The organism is Nostoc mirabile CHAB5784, from assembly GCF_020829645.1.
Taxonomy (GTDB): domain Bacteria; phylum Cyanobacteriota; class Cyanobacteriia; order Cyanobacteriales; family Nostocaceae; genus Nostoc; species Nostoc mirabile.
In genome coordinates, this window is record NZ_JAIVFS010000082.1 from 15,254 (window position 1) to 37,487 (window position 22,234).

Here is a 22,234-nt window from a genome sequence, read left to right on the forward strand (position 1 = left end):
ATTCATTTGTTAACTTTAATGTAGCTGTTTATAACTAGACTTATTTCTGTCTCTGGGTACAAACCGTAGCCACTTCTTCTGGACGATTATCATAAAGGTATTTTTTTAGACAAATCCACCTTGAGAGGGTGACCAAAAACAAATATGTAAATAAATGTAAAGAACTTACAAAAAAATTATAATTCAAACAGAATCAATCGCTACAAATAAGCAATTAAAAAGTAAAAATTAGCTATACATAATTAAGAGCAGGTGGTAATTTGATTAAGATTCTCACCGAAGGATAATAAAAGTTATATCTTTCGCTGGATACACTTTTCAATCTTTAGAGAGATGCTTTAAATAGCCAAATTCCACGATTCTGAGCTAATGAGTTAGGTATTGCCATAGGTACAAACATACATAAATACTAAGAGTTGCTTCTCAAGAAAATCTTAGATTCCCCAAATTTAAACCTTAGAAGAAGGAAATACAATGTTCCAAAGTACGGAAATCATGCTGGGACTCTACAAACCACTATTGTGGTTAGCACAGGTTCCAGTAGAATCCTCAAACGTCACGCCAGCACAGGCATCGGTTCTCACTTCCGGGCCGCGCTTTTTTGTGGCTTTAATCTCCGGCGTGATTTTAGCCTTTGCTTTCCAATTAGTTCTAACTAATCTTTCCCTTGCAGCCGGTATTTCCTACCTGGGGCACTCATCTGACTCAGATTCAGATAGTGGGGAAGCCGGAAGTTTGGGCGGTAACATTCGCAAAATTGGCACAGCAGTAGGGATTTGGACATTAGTCACTGTGACGATCGCCTTATTAATCGCTTCTTTTCTCGCGGTTAAATTGAGCCAGGAAATCTTTAGCCCAGGATTGGGGGCGATTCTCGGTTTGGTGATTTGGGGTGCTTACTTTTTGCTCCTCGTCTGGGTAAGTTCCACCACCGTGGGTTCCTTAATTGGCTCAGTTGTCAATACGGCAACTTCCGGTTTTCAGGCGATTATGGGCACAGCCACGGCTGCACTGGGTGCAAAGGCTGTCAATAACCAAGTTGTAGCGACAGCTGAAGCCGCCGCAGCTGCTGTCCGCCGGGAACTAGGAAGCGCCATCGACCCTGGAAGTATCCGGGAGAATATAGAAGATTACTTAGACAGGCTGCGTCCTCCAGAGCTAGATTTGTCAAAGATTCGGAGTGACTTTGAGAATTTACTCAACGATCCGCAATTAAAAGCGATCGCGGGGACTCCAGATATTCGCAACATCGACCGCCAGAAGTTTATCGAGTTAGTCAGCAGCCGCACCGACCTTTCCAAAAAAGACGTTACCCGCATTGCTGATACCTTATATAAAGTTTGGCAGCAAGTGGTAAGTCAGCAACCACCCACCGAAGATCGGCTGGGTGAGTTAATGGATTATCTGAAATCACTTCCAGCAGGACAAAACAAGACAGATGAACTCAATGCCAAACTGGATCGATTAGTAGCAGAAACGCGTAGCTCTAAAGAAGCTGACCAAAAGGCAACCCCTGGGCCAATTCAAAGTACACTCCAGCAAGGACTATCTGCCTTAACTGGTATTGTGTTGGGACGCACAGATTTGCCTGATTTGGATGTGGAAAAAATCTTGCGTAGTCTCACCACCGCCAAAGATAAAGTCACTCAACAAGCAGATAAGCTAGGTTTGCCAACACCATCACAACCCTATAGCCCAATTCGGGCTGATGTCGAAAATTACCTGCACAACACTTATGCTTGGCAACTAAGTCCAGAAAGAATCGCCCAGGAATTTCGTGATGTCCTCTACGACCCAGCAGCTGACTCTGGAATCGTCCGCAGGGAACTAGAACGACTATCCCGCAACGATTTCGCTAATATCTTGCAACAACGCGGACTCCTTACCCAAGCCCAAATTCAGCGCATTGCAGATCAGTTAGAAGCTGTCCGCAAAGATGTGCTAGTGATAGTTAGAGGGATTGAAGAAAGAGAGATAGTCCAAGACTTGCAACGGGCAGTGGAAAGTTATCTGCTGGTTACTCCGAAAGCCGATTTGACTTCCGAAGGCATTGAGCAGAATTTCAAACCACTGGTGCAAGACCCAGATGCAGATTATGAAACTCTGACATTGCGACTAGCCCACCTCGATCGTCAGGAAATACGGGCGATATTGCTGCAACGTAATGATGTGCAGCTATATGAAGTAGACAGCATTGTTGACGAGTTGGAAAAACAACGCGATCGCGTCTTGGTAGAATCCAAAGGATTGGCAGAACAGGCGCAATATCAAGCAGAAACCCTGTGGCTGAGTGTAGAATCATATCTGCGTAATACAGGGAAATCAGAACTGAATCCTGATGCCATCCGCGCAGAATTCAAAAGATTACTAGAAGATCCCCAAGCTGGAATTAGCTCAATTCGGGCGCGGTTGTCTCGCTTTGACCGCGATACCTTGGTGCAATTGTTGAGTCAACGGCAAGATTTGAGTGAAGATCAAGTTAATCAAATCATCAATTCTGCTGAAGAGTCGTGGCATAGTATTCGCCAGACACCCCAAGCTGTAGTGGATAAAGCCAAAGAGCAATACGACTCTGTTACTACCACGATCGCAGATTATCTGCGGAATACTGGTAAACAAGAATTGAACCCAGAAGGTATTCAGCGAGATTTTACCAGATTGTTTGAAAATCCCCAAGAGGGAGCCGTAGCACTGCGCCGTCGGTTGTCGCAGGTAGACCGGGATACACTGGTGAAGTTACTCAGTCAACGTAAAGATTTGAGTGAAGAACAAGTCAATGAAATCATTGATTCCACGCAAACTTCGATTCGCAACTTTGTGCGTGCGCCTCGTCGTTTAGCTACCCGCACACAACAAAGAGCGGAAACATTCAAAAATTATCTCGAAGAGTATCTGCGCCAAACTGGTAAGGAAGAACTTAATCCTGAAGGTATTAAACGTGACTTACAACTACTGTTGCACGATCCGCGAGTTGGGGTAGAAACTTTTAGCGATCGCCTTTCCCATTTTGACCGTTCTACCATCATCGCCCTACTGAAAATTCGGGAAGATATTTCCGATGAAGAAGCGGCGCGGATTGCCGATAACATTGTATCCGTAAGGGATCAATTTGTAGAACAAGTGCGGAATATCCAACGAGGCATTCAAGATGCGATTGATGGGGTTTTTGCGCGGATTCGTAACTATCTAAACTCCTTGGATCGCCCGGAACTTAACTATGATAGTATCAAGCGCGATGTCCGCACATTTTTTGACGATCCCCAGGCGGGGTTTGATGCCCTGCGCGATCGCCTATCTTCTTTTGACCGTGATACCCTGGTGGCAATAATGAGTTCTCGTGAGGACATCTCTGAGGAAGATGCCAACCGGATCATTGACCAAATTGAACGCGCACGCAACACAGTATTGCAACGTGCAGAACGCATACAGCATGAAGCCCAACGCCGCCTAGAACAGGTGAAGAATCAAGCACAGCGACAAGCAGAAGAAACCCGCAAAGCCGCAGCTTCAGCAGCTTGGTGGCTGTTTGCCACAGCAACCGTCTCCGCAGTTTTCTCTGCATTAGGAGGAGTGATTGCTGTAGCTACCCAATAAATTGATAAGTTTTCTCCGCTAACTTTTAAGCCTCCCGCGATGGGAGGCTTTTTTGTAGATATTTGAATTCGTAGATTCTAGAGATTAGCCCTAGTGCGTGTTTTCAAACCTTTCTTGAAGCACCTGAGTCTTTGGAGATTCCCTCAACCCCCCGATAAATTGGCTTGCTCTTAGAGTTTCTTTTCCCCCCTTTTTAAGGCTCATACGTGTCAACTTAACCTAAAAGCTATGTCCCGCAAGGAACTGAAGTTCCTTGCTAATAGCGGAAGTCTTCTGTTGATGACTAAATATAGCTAAAAATCTTGGCGTTGCATATTTGCGGGATGATTTTGCTAGTTTTGTGGGATGGGCATCTTGCCCGTCCCTTGTATTTCAGGGCGGGCGAGACGCCCACCCTACAAGAATCATCCCTTGATTCAGCAACGCCAAAATCTTTAGTCTACTTCAGTAGACTTTAGCTAAAAGCCAAAGAACTTTAGTTCAAGGCGGGTGAGGCAGCTAACAGTTAAGCTATTTTTAGCTTAAGTTGACACCAATGAGCAATGCTGTGCCCCTACGACAGATGTGGTTCAAATACATGAAAACTGCTGTAATTTAACTTAGATTATTTTGAGATTTCCGGTAACAAATCAATTCATAAGTTCATTACAACAATTGCTGCAATTGCTTAAACGTTTCTTATACATGGAAGAGTAATTGTTGCAAAGCATTAAGCGTTTGTTGCAACTGATTATACATTTGCAAGAAATACTTAAGCCTTTCTTATATATGGAAGAGCATTTGTTGCAAAGTATTAAGCGTTTGCTGCAACTGATTATACATTTGCAAGAAATACTTAAGCCTTTCTTATATATGGAAGAGCATTTGTTGCAAACGTTTAAATTTGGACAGATAAAATAGAGTGGATTACGGCTTTAACCTAACGCATCGTGCTATCTAGTGAAGCGTTAGCGAGTCCGCGTACTCTTACAGAGAAGCAAGCTACGCGCAGCGTCTCGTAGAGAGCGTCTTAATTCTGATCGGAGGCGGAGCGTCTCCGGCTCCGCTCCTGAATTCTGACTTCTGAATTCTTCTTCAAGATAATTTCCAGTAAAAATATACGTTAGCTAGAGAATAAATTTTGTTTGGGCTGTTTACGATTTTTACCAGGTAGTTGTTAAAGTCAATGAAAAGACGGAAAGTTGGGAAATACAGGTGGATTGTGAGAACGCCCAAATTATTTGTCCTTGTGTTGATGCTATCCTACATAACGGTTTGGGTCTGGCGCTACAGGAAAAAGGCAAGTTAGAAGAGGCCATTGCAGAGTACAAACGCTCTATTGCCTTAGATCCAAAGTATGTCCTTGCTCAAAACAACCTGGATGAGGCTGAACGCTTGTTGGCGTTGCAGCCGAAGACTCAGCTTGTAGTTAAAGAAAAGTTGCCCACTCCAGCTGAGAAATCATCGTTGCTAAAGCGGTCTGTAGTCAAAGTGGTGGCTCAAATCCGGGAGGGGAATAGCATCGGTACAGGATGGGTGGTGAAACGGGAAAGCGATCGCGTCTGGATTGTGACTAATCGCCATGTCGTGACAGGTAGTGAAGGTATCCGAGAACCCAGCAAAGAAATTGTAGTTGAATTTTACAGTGAGAATGACAATAAAAGCCGATTGCGGCATTCTGCCAAAATTTTTCAAATTACGCCAAACAGCGAGAACCTCGACTTGGCACTTCTAGAAGTGGCAAATGTTCCTGATGATATTAAACCTTTGCCGATATCTTCCACAGACGTTTCTCACAACGACAAAGTGAGAGTCATCGGACATCCCAGCGGCGGCGGTACTGATTGGAGTCTCGAGGGTGGCGAGATTAGCAATATAATCAGCCAGGAAAAATTATTGCAGCTATCCGATGTTAGCCTATCCCTTGGCAACTCTGGTGGCCCAGTGTTAAACGAGCAGGATCGAGTTGTGGGTGTTTTAACTTATATAAACACTTCTAATGAGTCCGCTGAAAAGTTGACTACAGGTGGTTTTGGATTGGCTTACCAAATTGAGTTCGTAAAAACCAGACTGCGTGACTGGGGAATCTCCTAAACTAACTAAGCTGTCGCGCATTCAATTTGCACAACTAGGGCGGACAAGATGTCCACCCCACAAGAGATTTATTTTTTGGAGGATGCAAATTAAAGGATTTTTAGCTTATGATCTACAGAATCTTTTTTATATCTACCCTATTTATTAGCAGTCTACTGCTGACCCAGTGTTCTCAGCCTCCCGCGTCCTCTCAGGCGTGTGACCCTGGAGATCCTAAGAATACTACTTATATGTGGCGAGATAAAAACCGCTGCGAAGGTATTAGCAAAAATATTCCTGCAAGTGGGGGGATACGGCTCATCTCTCTAACTACCCGCGCCATTACTAGCTTTGATGAGAAATTGCAACTGCAAATTCCCAAGTTCAACAATAGTAACCCTGATATGAGTGTGCGTTCATTGGCTAAACGATATCAACTAGATAACATATTATTCAAACGCGAAGCATCTGCATTCACTTTTAGCTGGTCTACTTATGTTTTGAAAAAGGAGAATATCACCCCTGAAAGTTTACGCGCCCTAGCTTCTTTTCTCGAAGGTTCCCAAGCCGTATTTGTACCTGTAAGTCTTGGTAAATCTTCTGGTGAATACGAGTTTGTTCTCTACTCCAACAGTGCTGTCGAAATTTCCACTTTTCAAATTCGCCGTAATGGTAAGTCTGTCTACACCAGTCCCAGCAGAACTTCTCAAGGTGGTGAAATTATTTTTAAGTGGAAGCCAGACAAAGCACCCAAAGGTCGTTATGAACTCAAGTATGTAGCTGAATTACAGCAATTTGGTAAATCTCCAGAAAAACCGGGAGAAAAACTCATTTTGTTTGAACATAACCCTGCTTGGCTACAGTAGTATGGGCAAGAAACAGTAAAAGTTTTTTATTTAATTTGATGAGCAGACCACCACGGAGAAAAAAGTGGCTAGAGTTACCAAGATCCATCATCCGCTTGTTTGAGCATACGTGGTATATCTTCATTAATAATAGACTAAAGCCATTTATGAAGTACTTAAAAGAAAAAAAACAGGCTTGGTGTGTCCTCCTGTTGATATTGATTCTCATTGGAATTGTTGTTGCAGGTATCTGGCCCAGTGATAATAATTTTGAGGGTAGTTTAGTTGTCAAAGAAATTGGTTTTACCTATAACGGTCAAGAGCCGAATAAACTCTTTATTAATAACATTAATGGTATCAAAAGACTGCTGGGAGATGGTCGCCAAACTCTGATATTAACAGGAAAATTTTCTAGTTCATCACACCCAGAACTAAATCAAAAATTAACTCAACGAAATACTCTAAAAATTGAATTACCCTATGACAGTAGCCAGTGGATGATTGCTCCTACTGACTCAAAACTAGAAAGTAAGTTAAACTGACTGAACTGCGACTACAACCTCAAACAACTATTGATTCACTCAGCTACAATCCTTATAATCAGCGCCTAACTCTTTCGCTTTTACCAGCAGTTGCAACAGGCAAACCAGAAAAGCCTAATTTCATTCTTGACTTAGGTGAACAGCCACTTAAAATTAGTTTGAATAGCTACAAATTACCGGAATTAGATTTACAAAATAGTTCAGATAGTTCTAATCCAATTGAATTAATTTTTCAGCCTAATAACCCTGAAGTTAGGTTATCCATTAATACTAATACACGCTTATCAATAGACTTACCCGATCCCAGCAAAGTAGATTATGAGGAATGGCTACGGGGAGATTTGGCAGTTAAAAATATGCAATTACAGGAGTTAGATAGGACTGGAATTAATGCTAATGATGATTTAGAAAAATCTACCATTATTAAAGGCAATATCCGCATGAGAGAACAAGAATTGAAAATTGAATCTAATCAGTTCCTCATGACGGGAGAACCAGGAATTGAACGCTTGCGACACTTGGCGATTATCCCACCTAAAACAACCCCAGAAGTAGAATTACGCATCAATGGTGAAAGTGTAGAAATATCTGAACCTGTTGAGGGAATAGAAGCCCGTATTGCAGGTAAAGCCAAACGCATTCAGGTGGGAATAGACCCCCGTTTACCTGTTAATAGCCTCCAGTCAAACTTACTAGCTAGTTGGGGACTTGCCAACGATTTGATAATTTCCATTATTTCATTTGTAATTGGGGTGATTGTTTCACTTTTAACTTGGCTAGTTAATGACTTTCTATCTTGGTTAAAACCTAACTCTACATCATCCCCTAACCCATAAAATTCACTCACGGTTGCTAAAAATCATGGCAGATATAGCGATCGCCCTAACCTTTGAGCCTCCCATACCGGGAGGCTTTTCTAAGTAGTTGTGCAAAATTAAATATACATTTGTCATTGCGAGTGGAGCGAAGCGAAACGAAGCAATCGCAAGGGCTTTGGATTGCTTCACTTCGTTCGCAATGACATAAATAATTTTGCGTAACCACTTATGTTCCGCAGACTTACACGCCATTTTCCTTAAACCATGCCAAAAGGCGTTTCCAACCGTCCTTAGCATCTTTCTCGCGGTAGGAGGGGCGATAATCGGCAAAAAAAGCGTGGGGTGCATCGGCGTAGACGATGATTTCAGATTTGCTGCTGCTTTGCTTTAAGCGATCGCGCATCTGCTCTACTGTATCAAGGGGAATACCTGTATCCTTCCCACCATAGAGTCCGAGAACGGGGACTGTCAGTTTTGATGCAATATCGATGGGATACTTGGGCTGAAGTTCGGTAGCATCGCCCACGAGTCGGCCGTACCAAGCTACACCTGCCTTCACCTTGGGATTGTGTGCTGCATATAACCAGGTAATGCGACCACCCCAGCAGAAGCCTGTAATCCCCAATTTATCGGCATTACCTTTAGCTGATTTCACAGCCCAGTTTACCGTGGCATCAAGATCGGATAAAACTTGGGCATCTGGCACTTTGGCGACAATTGGGCGAATTTCGTCTATACTGCTTAACTTAGTGACATCGCCTTGACGGATGAATAATTCCGGTGCGATCGCTAAATACCCCAACTTGGCAAAGCGACGGGTGATATCCTGAATATGCTCATGTACTCCAAAGATTTCCTGAATTACCAGAATAATTGGGAAATTTTTACCAGTCGCAGGTGCTGCTCTATAGGCAGGAATTTCACCATCTTTAACAGGAATTTTCACCGCACCAGCTACCAACCCCTTAGCATCGGTGCTGATGACTTCGGCAGAAATGGGTTGTACTGCGAGGGCAAAACCCGTCGCCACGGTGGCTGTTGCGATAAATTTGCGGCGTGTTATTTCTTTCATTATCTCTACCTTACAATTGGCGAAAACTTTTATTCTTTGTTACAGGTACAGTACTACGACAACAAATACTACAATTTATGAATCAGTTTACCGTAATATTGGCTTTCTTTGCTATCTCAGTTTTCGCCTGTATAGAAATAGCGATCGCTATCAAAACATAAGCATTAATTAAAGCTTAAGCTGCCTTGAAGAATGAAACACGGTTAAGATATTTACCTGATCATCGCTGACTAAATATACGATTCGGTAATTACCAAAGATAATCTCTCGAATATCCTCTTGAGCGATTTCTGGTACTACACGCCCTGATATCGGAAACTGTTGTAGACGTTCTACAGATTGAAATACCCTGTCTACAAATACCTAGGCAAAACTTGGTGCATCCCGTGCAATAAAATCGCCAATTGCTTCTAAATCAGTTAAGGCTTGACTTGTCCAGCTTACTTGTGCCATGTCTTAATCTGCTTTTTGGCTTCTGCATGTGAGATGGTATTACCAGTCTCAACTTCCTTTAAACCTCGATCAACTTTGTACAGGAAATAAAGACGTTCCATCACTTCGTCAAAAGTAACGTCTTGGGGCATTTCCTCTACTGCTTTGAGGACTTGATATTTTACAGTAGTATATGCTGTCATTTGTATTCCCTTCCAGAGGTTACGGTGCTAATCTGAATTTAACACTTGGTATCACTGCCGAACAAAGAGCGATCGCTTTATTTTTCCCGATTTATCCAATCTTCTCCACCAGCCAACTGACTGAGATAATCATCCATAATCGCTGGTAATTCCTTTGGCGAAAAAGTATATGTTAAAGCCAGTAAACTAGTAGCTGTAGTTAAAATCTGGCTTTTATCTAGCATCGAAGACAACTGAGAGCGAGTAAATTTACCGTTCATCACTTCCTCACTCGCATCAGCGATCGCATCTTCAATCACTTCTTCCTCCATCAAATTTTCCCATTCACCTAAATTAATGTAGTAAGATTTTTTATTATCTTTGATATTTAGTTTTTTAATTTCTCTGATTGAATTCCGAATAGAATTTGCCCAGGAACCAGTTAATCGTTGTTCTACTTGGTTCTTAATCAAATGAATCAACAGAATGTTTAAATAAGCTTGGATATTTCGCAGAATAGCTTGTTTGCTCATGCCTTCTAATTCATCAACAATTGCCAAGGCATCTGCATAACGTCCTTCCAAAATACTCTTTTTGAGGTCTATTAGTTCCTGGGTCATTTTTTTATCGCCTACCTGCTTTCCAATCTTCGCCACCAGGAAGCTGAGTTAAATTTTCAGCCACAACTGCGGGTAACTCCTTAGCTGAATAGGAATAAGTTAGCGCCAAAAACTTCAACGCAGTCTGAATAATTTGGTTCCTATCCACCATTTCAGCCAGTTGGAATTGATTATATGCTCCATTCATTACTTCCTCACTCGCATCAGCGATCGCATCCTCAATAATTTCCTCTTCTATCAAATTCTTCCACTCATCTAAATTAATGTAGTAAGATTTTTTATTATCTTTGATATTTAGTTTTTTAATTTCTCTGATTGAATTCCGAATAGAATTTGCCCAGGAACCAGTTAATCGTTGTTCTACTTGGTTCTTAATCAAATGAATCAAAAGAATGTTTAAATAAGCTTGGATATTTCGCAGAATAGCCTGTTTGCTCATGCCTTCTAATTCATCTACAATTGCCAAGGCATCTGCATAACGTCCTTCCAAAATACTCTTTTTGAGGTCTATTAGTTCCTGGGTCATTTTTTTTATCGCCTACCTGCTTTCCAATCTTCGCCACCGACTAGCTGAGTTAAATTTTCAGCCACAACTGCGGGTAACTCCTTAGCTGAATAGGAATAAGTTAGCGCCAAAAACTTCAACGCAGTCTGAATAATTTGGTTCCTATCCACCATTTCAGCCAGTTGGAATTGATTATATGCTCCATTCATTACTTCCTCGCTAGCATCAGCGATCGCATCTTCAATCACTTCTTCCTCCATCAAATTTTCCCATTCATCTAAATTGATATAATAAGATGTTTTATTGTCTTTTAAATTCACTTCTTTAATTTCGCGGATTGCATTGCGAATAGAAGCAGCCCAAGAACTTGTTAATCGTTTTTCTACTTGGTTTTTAATCAAATGAATCAGTAGAATTCTTAAAAACGATTTAATCTGCCGCAGAATTGCCTTTTTACTCATTCCCTCTAATTCATCTACAATTGCCAAGGCATCTGCATAACGTCTTTCCAAAATACTATTTTTAAGGTCTATTAATTCCTGTGTCATTTTTTTACCGCCTACCTGCTTTCCAATCTTCTCCACCGACTAGCTGAGTTAAAGTTTCAGCCACAACTGCGGGTAACTCCTTAACTGAATAAGAATAAGTTAGCGACAACAACTTCAAAGCAGTCTGAATAATCTGGTTCCTATCTACCATTTCTGTAAGTTGGAATTCATTGTACATTCCATTCAAAACTTCCACACTGGCATCACGCACTGCTATTTCTATTTCATCTTCAATATAAGTATCCCATTCGGTTAAATTTATATAATAGGATTTTTTATTGTCTTTGAGATTGAGTTTTTTAATTTCTATAAGTGAATTACGAATAGAAGCAACCCAAGAATTGGTTAATCGCTGCTCTAGTTGGTTTTTAATCAAATGAATCAGCAGAATCCTTAAATAAGCTTGGATATTCCGCAGAATAGCTTGTTTACTCATGCCCTCTAATTCATCAACAATTACCAAGGCATCTGCGTAACGTCCTTCCTGGATGCAAATTCTGAGGTCTATTAATTCCTGTGTCATTTGTTATTAACCTCAAAATTTCATCATGCTAATTTGAATATAGCAGTTCTCACTTGGGTGCTATACAGTCGCAACCTCACCCCGTATTTGATGGGTGCAAACACCAGGGCTATTTCGTTCTAAACATAAACCGCCCAGAACTAAAATTCCGCGGCTCATAGCTTAAGTCCACTAAAGTGGACTAAAAGCCTTTCTTAGTCGTCTTTAGACGACTTTTGCTATTAGCCTCAGAATTTATTCTGAGGCGGGCTAGATGAGAATGAAATAGCCCTGGTGCAAACACTCCCCTCTCCGATGCTTTGGAGAGGGGTTGGGGGTGAGGTTTAAAAATGTACTTCATGCAAATGAGAAGTGCTATATAACAATCACCTATACTTTATTAATAGCAGAGTATCTTATACCAATTTGAAAAAAGAATGCGACAGATATACACTCTCAAACCCTTGTGATATCTAGTTTTCTTCATTTTTAATTTTGAATTTTGAATTTTGAATTGGTATTACCTGCCATTAATAAAGCAGTATTGTTCACTTCTGAGCCTGTATCACTTGCAAACTACCGCCTGCATATAAAGTTGGCTCACCCACTTCAAAGCCAGTCTCAGTTAACAATCCAGGCAAATCAGTTTTCAACAATTGCCAAGCTGTTTCCGTCTCAAACAACAACAAAAACACTGATACCCCAGGCCAAAATATCGGATTCGTAGGAGCATGAAAATCCACCAGTGTAAACACTCCTCCTGGCTTCAACACGCGATAAACTTCACTAATAATTTTTCGCAATTGCTGAGGCTGCATCTCGTGTAATGCAACGCTGGTATGCACCACATCAAATAGATTATCTGCAAATGGCATCTCTTGGGCAAAAGCTTCGAGATAGACTGCTAATGGTACATTTTGCCGCGCCCGTTGCAAAGACTTGGGTGAAGCGTCCAATCCTGTTACATTTTGTGATAATTTTACCAAAAATTGCGTTGTTTGACCACTGCCGCAACATAAATCTAAGACCTGAGTATCTGAGTGAATTGTTAAGCCTTGCAAAGCAAGTTGTCGAAAACGGGCTTCACCACCTACACTTAAGGCTGCTAAACGAGAGATACCATCATACAGCCACTGATAGCGGTAACTCCAATCCCTTAAAATTGTTGCCATTGCATATTTCCTTGCTATTAAGCTTTATATTTAATAAAGATATATTGTTAACATTAGTAAAAAACCTGAAAAGATTGGGGGAAAGTAACTGCTATGGGTCGTGTAGGCGTCTTATTACTCAATCTCGGTGGCCCCGATAAGCTAGAGGATGTCGGGCCGTTTTTGTACAACCTATTTTCCGATCCGGAAATTATTCGCCTACCATTTCGCTGGTTGCAAAAGCCCCTAGCCTGGTTTATTGCCTCGCGGCGAACCAGAACATCTCAAGAGAATTATAAGCAAATCGGTGGCGGTTCCCCACTGCGGCGAATCACAGAAGCGCAAGGCGAAGCTTTAAAAGAACAGTTGAGTCATTTAGGACAAGAAGCCAAGATTTACGTGGGAATGCGTTATTGGAATCCCTATACAGAAGAGGCGATCGCACAGATCACTCAAGATAATATAGAACACCTGGTAATATTACCATTATATCCCCAGTTTTCTATCAGTACGAGTGGTTCTAGCTTCCGGCTTTTAGAAAAACTTTGGCAAGAAGACCCAAAGCTTCAACCCATTGATTACACCGTCATTCCTTCCTGGTACAAAGAACCAGGCTACCTACAAGCAATGGCGGAACTCATAGCCCAAGAACTCGAACAGTTTCCTAATCCAGACGAGGTTCATATATTCTTCAGCGCTCACGGCGTTCCTAAAAGCTACGTTGAAGAAGCTGGCGACCCTTACCAGCAAGAAATTGAGGAATGTACTGCCCTGATTATGCAGACCCTCAATCGACCCAATGTCCACACCTTAGCTTACCAAAGTCGCGTCGGCCCAGTAGAATGGCTCCAACCTTATACTGAGGATGCCCTAAAAGAACTAGGCGCAAAAGGCGTGAAAGATTTGGTTGTCGTGCCAATCAGTTTTGTCTCAGAGCATATTGAGACACTGCAAGAAATTGATATTGAGTATCGGGAAGTAGCAGAAGAATCAGGAATTCACAACTTCCGTCGCGTTCCTGCTCCCAATACGCATCCAGTGTTTATTAATGCACTTGCAGATTTAGTAATTGATGCGTTGAAAAATCCCAGTTTCAAGCTTTCGCAAGCTGCCCAAATGAAAAAAAGGGTGAAAATGTACCCCCAAGAGCGTTGGGAATGGGGACTGACTACTAGCGCTGAGGTATGGAATGGGCGGATTGCTATGCTGGGTTTTATTGCATTAATCATAGAGTTGATTACTGGTCATGGCTTCTTGCACATGATTGGAATTTTGCAGTAAGTAGAGACGCGATTAATCGCGTCTGTACAGGAGTTAGGAGTAGAGACGCGATTAATCGCGTCTGTACAGGAGTTAGGAGTAGAGACGCGATTAATCGCGTCTGTACAGGAGTTAGGAGTTTTAAATTTTTGTCCCTAGTTCTTCACTCTTAACTTCTATTTTCATTCCTAACTTTTCACTCTTAACTCCTAACTTTTCTGCCAATACCAGTCATACCACTGCTTCGCGCTACGAACTGCAAACCAGAGCAGTATTAAAGCAATTACTCCTCCTTGCCAGGGAGCATCAAAGGCAAAAAGTACTAGAGCAACACACAAGGTATCTTGAAGAAAGACTGCCCACAAAGGTAAACCACGTAACCGATAGAACCAACCAACTTGAACTAGCTGGAGTACTAAAGCTAACGAACCCCCAATACAGGCAATCAGCCAGGTTGGCGTTGCTGTTGCACTAGCTACTGCTAACCCCATAATTGCCCCCACGACGGGAGACATGAATAACTGAACTAGTTGTAGTAATCTTTGCCCCCATAGCTTTTTTGAGGCTAATAATTCAACTAAAGACCAACAGCTGAGGCAAGCTAACAATATTGGTGGAGAAATGTGAGATAAAATCGGAACTTGTGACCACAAGCTACTACCCTGCAACAATCCAATGATTAGCAGAGGTGTACCTATTCTCATTCCTGCTGCCGCAGAGGCTGAAAGTGTAGCTAGGATTTCAATCATTAGGGCACTCTGGGTGCTAGATAAGGAAGTATTTGTTATTTATACTACCCACTGCTGGTAATGATTCCAGCACTGAACTAAAATTTATAGGACTTACGCAACACATTTATTCGTTGAGGTTGGGCAGCTTATATATATCTGAGCTACTAGTAAATGTTTTAAAGCCTGTAGGATGACTGATAGCAAACAGCTTCTGGTTAATTTAATCAAGCAGGAGGAATCTCTTCAGATTCTGCCTCAAGCTCCTCTTTTATCGAGTCAACAAGCAAGATGGGACAGCATTGGCATGTTTTATTATCGCCATCCTGCTCATTCCACGACTGAACACTATTTGACTCATCATGTCATAGCGATCGCCTACAATCAATTCCACCTGAAAGTCCGCAAAGATGGTAAATCCAGAAATCAACTGGTAGATAATGGCGTAATTCAGTTAACCCCTGCACACCTTAGCCAGTGCCTAGGCTGGGACAGAGAGGGAGAATTTTTGATACTTACTCTCTGTCCCAAGTTTGTGGAGAAGGTAGCCTATGAGTCAGTGAAGAGAAATGTTGAACTTATCCCGCAATTTTCCATCATTGACCCGATCATTCAGCACACCGCAGAAGCACTTAAAGCAGAGATTGAAGAGGGATGCAAAACAGGTAGGCTTTTTAGTGAATCAGCTGCGACAATGCTAGCAGTGCGTTTGCTCCAAGTTTATGCTACCTGTAAACCCTTAATTAAAACCTATCCTGATGGTTTTGCCAAGAACAAGTTACAGGTAGCAATTGACTACATCAATACACATCTTGACCAAGATATCAAATTAGCAGACATCGCTGAACTGGTAGGAGTCAGTCAGTATTATTTTTGCCATCTCTTCAAACAATCAGTCAGCATAACTCCCCATAAATATTTGACTCAACAACGGATAGAAAGAGCAAAGCTACTGTTGAAGAACCAGGAGTTAAGCATTGCTGAAATTGCCCAAGAGTGTGGCTTTACAGACCAAAGCCATTTGACTAAGCACTTCAAGCGTTTGGTTGGTATCACTCCAAAAGCCATGCGTTCTCAATAGCAAGAATTTACTAAGAAAAATCTTAAAAATCTACAAGATATTCACTTCTATGTTTGCCTACAGTGAGGCTAGTAGAAATGAATATTTGACAAGGTAAATATGACTGACTCAAATCAATACAACATCGGTTTGTTAATCTACCCAGGCTTTACCCAATTGGATGTTACTGGCCCTTATCAGGTATTCTCGTCATTGCCCACAACCCGTGTGCATTTGATTTGGAGAAATCTGGAACCTGTTAAAGATATAGGTGGTTTAATTCTGCATCCAACAAATACTTTTGCTGATTGTCCACAATTGGATGTCATATGTGTTCCAGGTGGTGGGATGAATACTGTGGAAATAATGCGTGATTTTGAAGTGCTAACATTTCTGAAAAAACAAGCAAACAACGCCCAATACATCACCTCAGTTTGTACAGGGTCGCTGATTTTAGCAGCGGCTGGATTACTCCAAGGTTACAAAGCAGCCTGCCATTGGATGTTCCGGGATTGTCTGGCTTCAATGGGAGTTGAAGTAAGTAATGAACGTGTTGTTGTTGACAGAAACCGCATCACCGGCGGCGGTGTTACCGCAGGAATTGACTTTGGACTTGTAGTTGCAGCAAAACTGTGCGGTGAAGAAACAGCAAAATTTATCCAATTGTTGTTAGAGTATAATCCCGCTCCACCATTTAATGCTGGCTCTCCTGAAACAGCAGGTGCAGTCAAAGAACAAGTTAAACAAGCGGGTGCAGAAATTTTTGTAGCAACATTGGCAGAGTCTCGGCAAGCTGCAATCCGATTAGGGGCGAAAATATAGCAGAATTCAGAATTCAGAGAGAAGTTCGAGCGCCGGCTTCCGGCGTTGGCGCAGCCCGCCGAAGGCATCGAAACTTCGGAGAGTCAGAATTCAGAAGTCAAACAGACTTTATGCCTGGTTTTAGAACGTAGTTTGTGTACCAATACGCTTGGGTTAAGACTCGATCCTCCCTAACCCTCCTTAAAAAGGAGAGAATTAAGCCCCCTTTTTTAAGGGGGGTTGGGGAGATTTTCCAAAGCCAAATATCACTAACACCAAGCGTATTGGTTTGTGTACTTCTCCAAGTGAAAATCCCTTATAATATAAAGTCCGCTTGATTACCCATACAAAAGCTCCATTTACGAGTATCAAAAACTCGTCCGCGAGTATCAAAGACTCCTCGGCGAGTATCAAAGACTCATTGGCAAGTCTAATTAATCGCTTTGTAACCCGCGTACTGCTTTGCATAAGCCAAAGGCTATGCGGATTTTGCCTATGTAGATGAGCCAGGGCTGTGTGTATTTTGCCTGTGTTGAGGCGATTGGCGTGCGGTTTACCACCAATTTCAAGTAAATAGGACTTATTACCAATTCGTAATACCCTATGAACCCATGCCAATTACCAATTAAAGCTAAATACCCAACCTTTGATAAACCTCTTCTAAATGGTTCAGATGCTGCTGGGGGTCAAAACAGACTTCTAGTTCTGCTGGGGACAACTTTTCGGTAACGCGAGGATCTTTGCTAATCAAGTCCTGAAAATTACCTTCTGGCTTGTTCCAAGCAGCGTGAGCGCTTTCTTGAACGATCGCATAAGCTTCCTCTCGGCTGCTTCCCTTGTCTATCAAGGCAAGCAGGACTTTTTGGCTGAACACAACACCGCCGTAGCAGTTGAGATTTCTTTCCATGTTTTCAGGATAGACCAACAGGTTTTTCACCAAGTCGGTTATTTCTGTCAACATAAAATGCGTCAAAGTGCAAGCATCTGGCAAAATCACCCGTTCTACAGAACTATGGGAAATATCCCTCTCATGCCAGAGAGCGACGTTTTCCAAAGCTGCACCGGCATGGCTTCTGACGAGTCGCGCCATTCCCGTCAGCCGTTCCGAACGGATGGGATTGCGCTTGTGTGGCATTGCCGAGGAACCTTTTTGACCTTTGGAGAAGAATTCTTCAACTTCCAGAACGTCTGTTTTTTGCAGATTGCGAATTTCTACAGCAAAACGTTCGATAGATGCTGCTACTAAAGCTAATTGTTGCACATAGTCGGCGTGGCGATCGCGGGAAATAACTTGTGTTGAGGCCATATCGGGTTTGAGTCCGAGTTTTTGGCAAGCGATCGCTTCTACACGCGGTTCAACATTCGCATAAGTTCCCACCGCACCAGAAATCTTACCCACAGCGATCGTTTCGCAAAGAATTTTCAAGCGTTCTTGATGTCGCAACACTTCTGCTAACCAGCCAGCTAGCTTGAAACCAAAAGTGATCGGTTCAGCGTGAATACCATGCGATCGACCAGCCATTACTGTATGACGATGTTCCTGTGCTTTTTGGCGAATTACCTGAATCAAATCTTCCAGACGCTGCAATAATATATCCAGGCTGGCAACCAATTGCAGTGCTAAAGCTGTATCTAAAACATCCGAACTAGTTAAACCCAGGTGAATGTAGCGTCCTGCATCACCTACATATTCATTGACATTTGTCAAGAAAGCAATAACATCGTGGCGGACTACAGCCTCAATTTCCAGCACCCTATCGGGGTCAAAATCTGCCTTGGCTTTAATTTCCTCAACCGCCTCAGATGGAATGTAACCCAGTTCAGCTTGAGCCTCGCAAACAGCAATTTCGACTTGCAGCCAAGTTTTTAGCTTATAGGCTTCACTCCAGAGATTAGCCATTTCGGGCAAAGTATAACGCTCAATCACAGTTTGGCACAGAATACAACCGTCATATTTTACAGTTTAATTAATGTACATCGCTTTTTAGTACTGCTTTTTGCTCAGGGGCAGAAGTAGTTTTGGAGTCGAAGGTGATGATACTAATACTGCCGTCAGCCTCCATATATGCAAACTTCACATCTGCTAAAAATTCCACACCTTGCTGGCGTAACTTGCTCATCAACTCATCGTCTGTAATTAACTCTCGTTGTAAATGACGCTCAATCATCCGACCATTTTTTACTAGTAGCAGTGGTGGCTGATTCAGAAAACGTTGGAACTGGGGTATTTTGTAGCCTAACCAGTTCAGCAAGTAGCTCCAAAAAATCACGGTTCCTACCAGAATAGCGCCTTCAGTAATCGATGTATAATTACTCGCCATAGCGTTTTGGGCAGCTTCAGCAAATAGCACAACTACGAGTAAATCAGTAATTCCTAGTGTTCCTAGTTGTCGGCTAGGAAGCAGGCGTAGCACTGAGAACAGCGCTAAATAAACCAGCGAACCACGGATAATTAACTCAAAGATGCTGATGCTAGGAATAAAGATTGCCTGCCAATTGATAAAAAACCATTTTTCCATTAGCACTGATTTTCTTCCTTTCTCAATAGACTTCTGGAAAAAATCCAGTATAAGGTTATTTATCTGCGATCTTATTTCATAAGACTAACTTTTATTAGAGGTTAAATATTTCAACATCTATCAGATTTACAAACCTAACAATCAGGAATTAAAATCGCTGATTTTTTCTTCTCTGTTTTAAACGTTTGGGCTTCTTGAAAGACTGGAACAAGCGATTAATAAAATTAGAAGAAGGCTTATTCTTGGTTGATGCTTGTTCTGTTGGAGCCTTGCCATTATTTTTCGTGTTATCAGATAAAGGTATAGCATGTTTAGATGGGGTTATGCCGCTACCGTACCTTCTAGCATAAACTTGGGTAAACTCCGCACCGAAGAAAAGAATTTGCGCGGCATAGTTAACCCAAGCTAAGATTACCACCAGTGAACCAGCTGCACCATAGGCTGAACCAAAACTGCCATTACCTAAATATTGTCCTAACAAAAATCTCCCGATAGAAAACAAAAAGGAGGTGAGCATAGCTCCAATTAAAACATCACTCCAACCAATTTCGACATCTGGTAAGACTTTAAAAATGAGTCCGAACAGGAACGTAGTGATGGCAAAAGAGAGGATGAAATTGAGAATCTGCCAGAGGAAATCGACACCTGGCAGTAAGTTACTAAAGTATGTTACTAATGCTGCTAATGCAGTACTAATTACTAGAGAAACTAAAAGTAAAAAGCCAATACCTATCACCATTGCAAAGGACAAAACCCGTAGGCGAATCATGTTAGTTACGCCGCGTCCGGGTTTCGGTTTAACTTCCCAAATCGTGTTGAGGGAATCTTGCAACTCGGTAAATAAACCAGTAGCACCCAATAACAAAATTACAACACTAATAATGGAAGCGATCGCTCCTGTTTGTGGTTTGTTAGCATTCTGAATCGCTGTTTGGATAAATTCTGCGCCATCTGGCCCGACTAAACCTTGAATTTGTCCAACGATTTGACCTCTTGCCGCTTCTTCTCCAAATACTGCTCCTGCGATCGCAATTACAATAATTAGCAATGGTGCAATGGAAAAAATCGTGTAATAAGCTAACGCCGCCGCTAACCGTGAGGCTTTATCCTCACTCCATTCTTTGAATGTCTCTTGTAATAACTTCCAAATCGCCTGCAAATTCATCCAATCAGTCTCCTTAAGAGATATCGCTTACTTCCTGATATATTGGATACTGATTTCATAAGTAGAGGCATCCCCCCAAAGGAGTTTGTGAAGCATCCTTGGGGAGGAATTTAGCAGAGTCGGTAATTTCCTTGACGGGAATATCTATAAATAATTTGCTTTTTGGTAGAAAATAGGTAGTGCGATCGCTTTAGCATATAAAATGCAGTGGCAGCGATCGCATAATCCCTTATTGATTCCCCTAATTCGGTTAGCTATCTAAGAGGATGTTTGAAAAGTATTTTTCGTAACACCAAAGCCTCGCAAACCTAACCCCCCTAGCCCCCCTTCCCTACGTTCGCGCAGCGTCTCGAAGAGAGGGAATGGGGGTTTCAAAGCCTCTCTCCGCTTCGGGGAGAGGAATGGAAGCGGGGTTTATAGTATACTTTACGACTTTTCAAACATCCTCTAAAGCCTCTGACTGAAAATTTATTACTTACTCATATAACGCTTCCGATTCAGTAACCGATTCTCCTGCCTGTTCTAAATTACGTAGGGTGTTTAACGATAGAAAACCAAATCCGACTTTAGAGGCAATATCTAGTAGCGTATAACCCATTGTTTCCCCACCTTGACCAAAAGCGTTAAACCATTCTGGACTAAGAATCCACACAATTGGATAAAGTGTCCACAGCACCAGATGCACAGTTACCAGCTTGCGGAATGCTTGCTTGGATCTGGTATGTTTGCGTTCTGCCTCGATCCGGTAGGGCTTCACTAATAAGTAGAAAACCGCCGCGTAAGCACCACAACTCACAATATACCAGATGTAGCTGATCGGCTTGGGTGTAATTGTGGCGAGGAAGCCAGTGGCAAGCATATAGGCGTTTGCTCCTAACAAACTACCTGTAATCAGCAGGCTGGTTTTTCCCAAGAAAGTCAGATCCAACAACAACAGCGGCGTTGAGCAAAACCAAGTGACAAATCGCACCCAATAAGTTGGACGATCATTAATGATGTTAACTCCTTGACCGAATGCCATTGCTAAGTACAGCCCACTAGCAATTAAGCAAATGAAAAAATTAAGTGTATACAGTATTTTCCAGCGTTCATTTTTCCCATTGTGTGCGCCTACGCCGAAAAAAGCACAACCCAGCGCCATACTGATGACACCAATCCACAGCCAAGTTTGAACCATAAATATTTTCCTGCTTGTTGGTAACTATTAATGATAAATTGCTAAGGAGAACTTTTACTAGTTACCCTTATTTGTTTTTGCTTGCATATAAACCATTATTTGTATTTTTTATTCTACTAGTCTTAATCATTAAAAAATGTATTTTAAGGGAGATTTTAGATTAATAAAAAATTAGTAAAAATCTGATTTAAATCCAATCAAAAATTAGACTTTAGGAGCTTGCACTTTAGTTCAGTACAAGCAGTCTCCTCTAGAGCAATACTTTCTTGCTAAATCTGCAATAGTCCGTGCTAGTTTGAGAATGCGATGTCTACGATGGTCACTGATATCATGTCCGGCAAATTGCTTATGATATGTCATTGCGAGTGCAACGAAGTGGAGCGTTCGCGGAGCGTCTCTAAGAGTTGCAATTCATATCATGTCCGTATAATTAGTTATGATTTCCACAGTCATTGCACCCCACACGCTATCCGGCTCCACTTGGGGAGACCCCAAGACCGCACTGGCTCCCCAAAATCTCCCCTCCCCGCAAGCCTACGGTGTACACACAAGTGCTGTCCACATAGGTTTCAACTTTTTTACCTACATTTTGTCAGAGTTAAACTGTCACACTCACCAACATCCCGCCCAGAACTAAAGTTCAGGGCTAATAGCTGAAGTC

At 42.0% G+C, this 22,234-nt stretch carries 21 protein-coding genes and 1 pseudogene; 8 read left to right on the plus strand and 14 right to left on the minus strand.

All coding sequences use genetic code 11. The annotated features are described in order from the left end of the window. Positions 1–474 precede the first annotated feature (474 nt). The 5 genes from LC653_RS33155 (at position 475) to LC653_RS33175 (ending at position 7,869) form a co-directional block, all read left to right on the plus strand. Positions 475–3,594, plus strand: coding sequence for an MFS transporter (locus LC653_RS33155; RefSeq protein WP_229498912.1), 3,120 nt, complete (start codon positions 475–477; stop codon positions 3,592–3,594). Positions 3,595–4,788: 1,194 nt separating this feature from the next. Then, positions 4,789–5,667, plus strand: a complete 879-nt coding sequence (locus tag LC653_RS33160) for a trypsin-like peptidase domain-containing protein (protein WP_229498914.1) — start codon at positions 4,789–4,791, stop codon at positions 5,665–5,667. Positions 5,668–5,774: 107 nt separating this feature from the next. Further along, the gene (locus LC653_RS33165) at positions 5,775–6,512 is read left to right on the plus strand and encodes a hypothetical protein (RefSeq protein ID WP_229498916.1); all 738 of its coding nucleotides are present in this window, start codon (positions 5,775–5,777) and stop codon (positions 6,510–6,512) included. 146 nt (positions 6,513–6,658) lie between these two features. Then, positions 6,659–7,033, plus strand: a complete 375-nt coding sequence (locus tag LC653_RS33170; protein WP_229498918.1) for a hypothetical protein — start codon at positions 6,659–6,661, stop codon at positions 7,031–7,033. 158 nt (positions 7,034–7,191) lie between these two features. Beyond that, complete coding sequence (locus LC653_RS33175) at positions 7,192–7,869, plus strand: hypothetical protein (RefSeq protein WP_229498920.1); 678 nt, start codon at positions 7,192–7,194, stop codon at positions 7,867–7,869. A gap of 3 nt (positions 7,870–7,872) precedes the next feature. Here LC653_RS33175 and LC653_RS33180 read toward each other — a convergent pair whose 3' ends face one another. From LC653_RS33180 to LC653_RS33220, 9 genes and pseudogenes are all read right to left on the minus strand, one after another. Then, positions 7,873–8,103, minus strand: a complete 231-nt coding sequence (locus LC653_RS33180) for a hypothetical protein (protein ID WP_229498922.1) — start codon at positions 8,101–8,103, stop codon at positions 7,873–7,875. After that, positions 8,093–8,923: a dienelactone hydrolase family protein gene (locus LC653_RS33185; protein ID WP_229498924.1), complete on the minus strand. Its 831-nt coding sequence runs from the start codon at positions 8,921–8,923 to the stop codon at positions 8,093–8,095. Before LC653_RS33185 ends, LC653_RS33180 begins: the two co-directional genes overlap by 11 nt. Before the next feature lie 168 nt (positions 8,924–9,091). Further along, positions 9,092–9,271: pseudogene (locus LC653_RS47575) on the minus strand (type II toxin-antitoxin system RelE/ParE family toxin); the annotation flags it as partial. A gap of 92 nt (positions 9,272–9,363) precedes the next feature. Further along, positions 9,364–9,558: a hypothetical protein gene (locus LC653_RS33195; RefSeq protein WP_229498927.1), complete on the minus strand. Its 195-nt coding sequence runs from the start codon at positions 9,556–9,558 to the stop codon at positions 9,364–9,366. A gap of 77 nt (positions 9,559–9,635) precedes the next feature. Further along, the gene (locus LC653_RS33200) at positions 9,636–10,157 is read right to left on the minus strand and encodes a DUF29 family protein (protein WP_229498928.1); all 522 of its coding nucleotides are present in this window, start codon (positions 10,155–10,157) and stop codon (positions 9,636–9,638) included. A gap of 4 nt (positions 10,158–10,161) precedes the next feature. Then, the gene (locus tag LC653_RS33205) at positions 10,162–10,683 is read right to left on the minus strand and encodes a DUF29 family protein (RefSeq protein ID WP_229498929.1); all 522 of its coding nucleotides are present in this window, start codon (positions 10,681–10,683) and stop codon (positions 10,162–10,164) included. Positions 10,684–10,688: 5 nt separating this feature from the next. Further along, positions 10,689–11,210, minus strand: coding sequence for a DUF29 family protein (locus tag LC653_RS33210; protein ID WP_229498930.1), 522 nt, complete (start codon positions 11,208–11,210; stop codon positions 10,689–10,691). 4 nt (positions 11,211–11,214) lie between these two features. Beyond that, positions 11,215–11,733, minus strand: a complete 519-nt coding sequence (locus tag LC653_RS33215; protein ID WP_229498931.1) for a DUF29 family protein — start codon at positions 11,731–11,733, stop codon at positions 11,215–11,217. A 527-nt stretch (positions 11,734–12,260) separates the two neighbouring features. Continuing rightward, the gene (locus LC653_RS33220) at positions 12,261–12,884 is read right to left on the minus strand and encodes a class I SAM-dependent methyltransferase (RefSeq protein ID WP_229498932.1); all 624 of its coding nucleotides are present in this window, start codon (positions 12,882–12,884) and stop codon (positions 12,261–12,263) included. Between the two features lie 93 nt (positions 12,885–12,977). Here LC653_RS33220 and hemH point away from each other — a divergent pair, with 93 nt between their 5' ends. Beyond that, entirely contained in the window at positions 12,978–14,144 is a 1,167-nt protein-coding gene (gene hemH, locus LC653_RS33225) for a ferrochelatase (protein ID WP_229498933.1), read from the plus strand. Between the two features lie 188 nt (positions 14,145–14,332). On the opposite strand, the gene LC653_RS33230 is transcribed toward hemH, so the two are convergent. Beyond that, positions 14,333–14,872, minus strand: a complete 540-nt coding sequence (locus LC653_RS33230) for a DUF4126 domain-containing protein (RefSeq protein ID WP_229498934.1) — start codon at positions 14,870–14,872, stop codon at positions 14,333–14,335. A 172-nt stretch (positions 14,873–15,044) separates the two neighbouring features. Between LC653_RS33230 and LC653_RS33235 the strand changes: the two genes are divergently transcribed. Both LC653_RS33235 and LC653_RS33240 read left to right on the plus strand, forming a co-directional pair. Further along, a complete protein-coding gene (locus LC653_RS33235) occupies positions 15,045–15,932 on the plus strand; it encodes an AraC family transcriptional regulator (RefSeq protein WP_229498935.1) in 888 nt (295 codons plus the stop codon). Between the two features lie 99 nt (positions 15,933–16,031). Continuing rightward, entirely contained in the window at positions 16,032–16,733 is a 702-nt protein-coding gene (locus LC653_RS33240) for a DJ-1/PfpI family protein (protein WP_229498937.1), read from the plus strand. A gap of 610 nt (positions 16,734–17,343) precedes the next feature. Here LC653_RS33240 and purB read toward each other — a convergent pair. The 4 genes from purB to LC653_RS33260 all read right to left on the minus strand — a co-directional run bounded on the left by purB (position 17,344) and on the right by LC653_RS33260 (position 21,573). After that, entirely contained in the window at positions 17,344–18,639 is a 1,296-nt protein-coding gene (gene purB, locus LC653_RS33245) for an adenylosuccinate lyase (RefSeq protein WP_229498939.1), read from the minus strand. A 40-nt stretch (positions 18,640–18,679) separates the two neighbouring features. After that, complete coding sequence (locus tag LC653_RS33250) at positions 18,680–19,231, minus strand: DUF421 domain-containing protein (protein WP_229498941.1); 552 nt, start codon at positions 19,229–19,231, stop codon at positions 18,680–18,682. Positions 19,232–19,379: 148 nt separating this feature from the next. Next, positions 19,380–20,396: a YihY/virulence factor BrkB family protein gene (locus LC653_RS33255; protein WP_229498943.1), complete on the minus strand. Its 1,017-nt coding sequence runs from the start codon at positions 20,394–20,396 to the stop codon at positions 19,380–19,382. 475 nt (positions 20,397–20,871) lie between these two features. Further along, a complete protein-coding gene (locus LC653_RS33260) occupies positions 20,872–21,573 on the minus strand; it encodes a bacteriorhodopsin (protein WP_229498945.1) in 702 nt (233 codons plus the stop codon). Between the last annotated feature and the right edge of the window lie 661 nt (positions 21,574–22,234).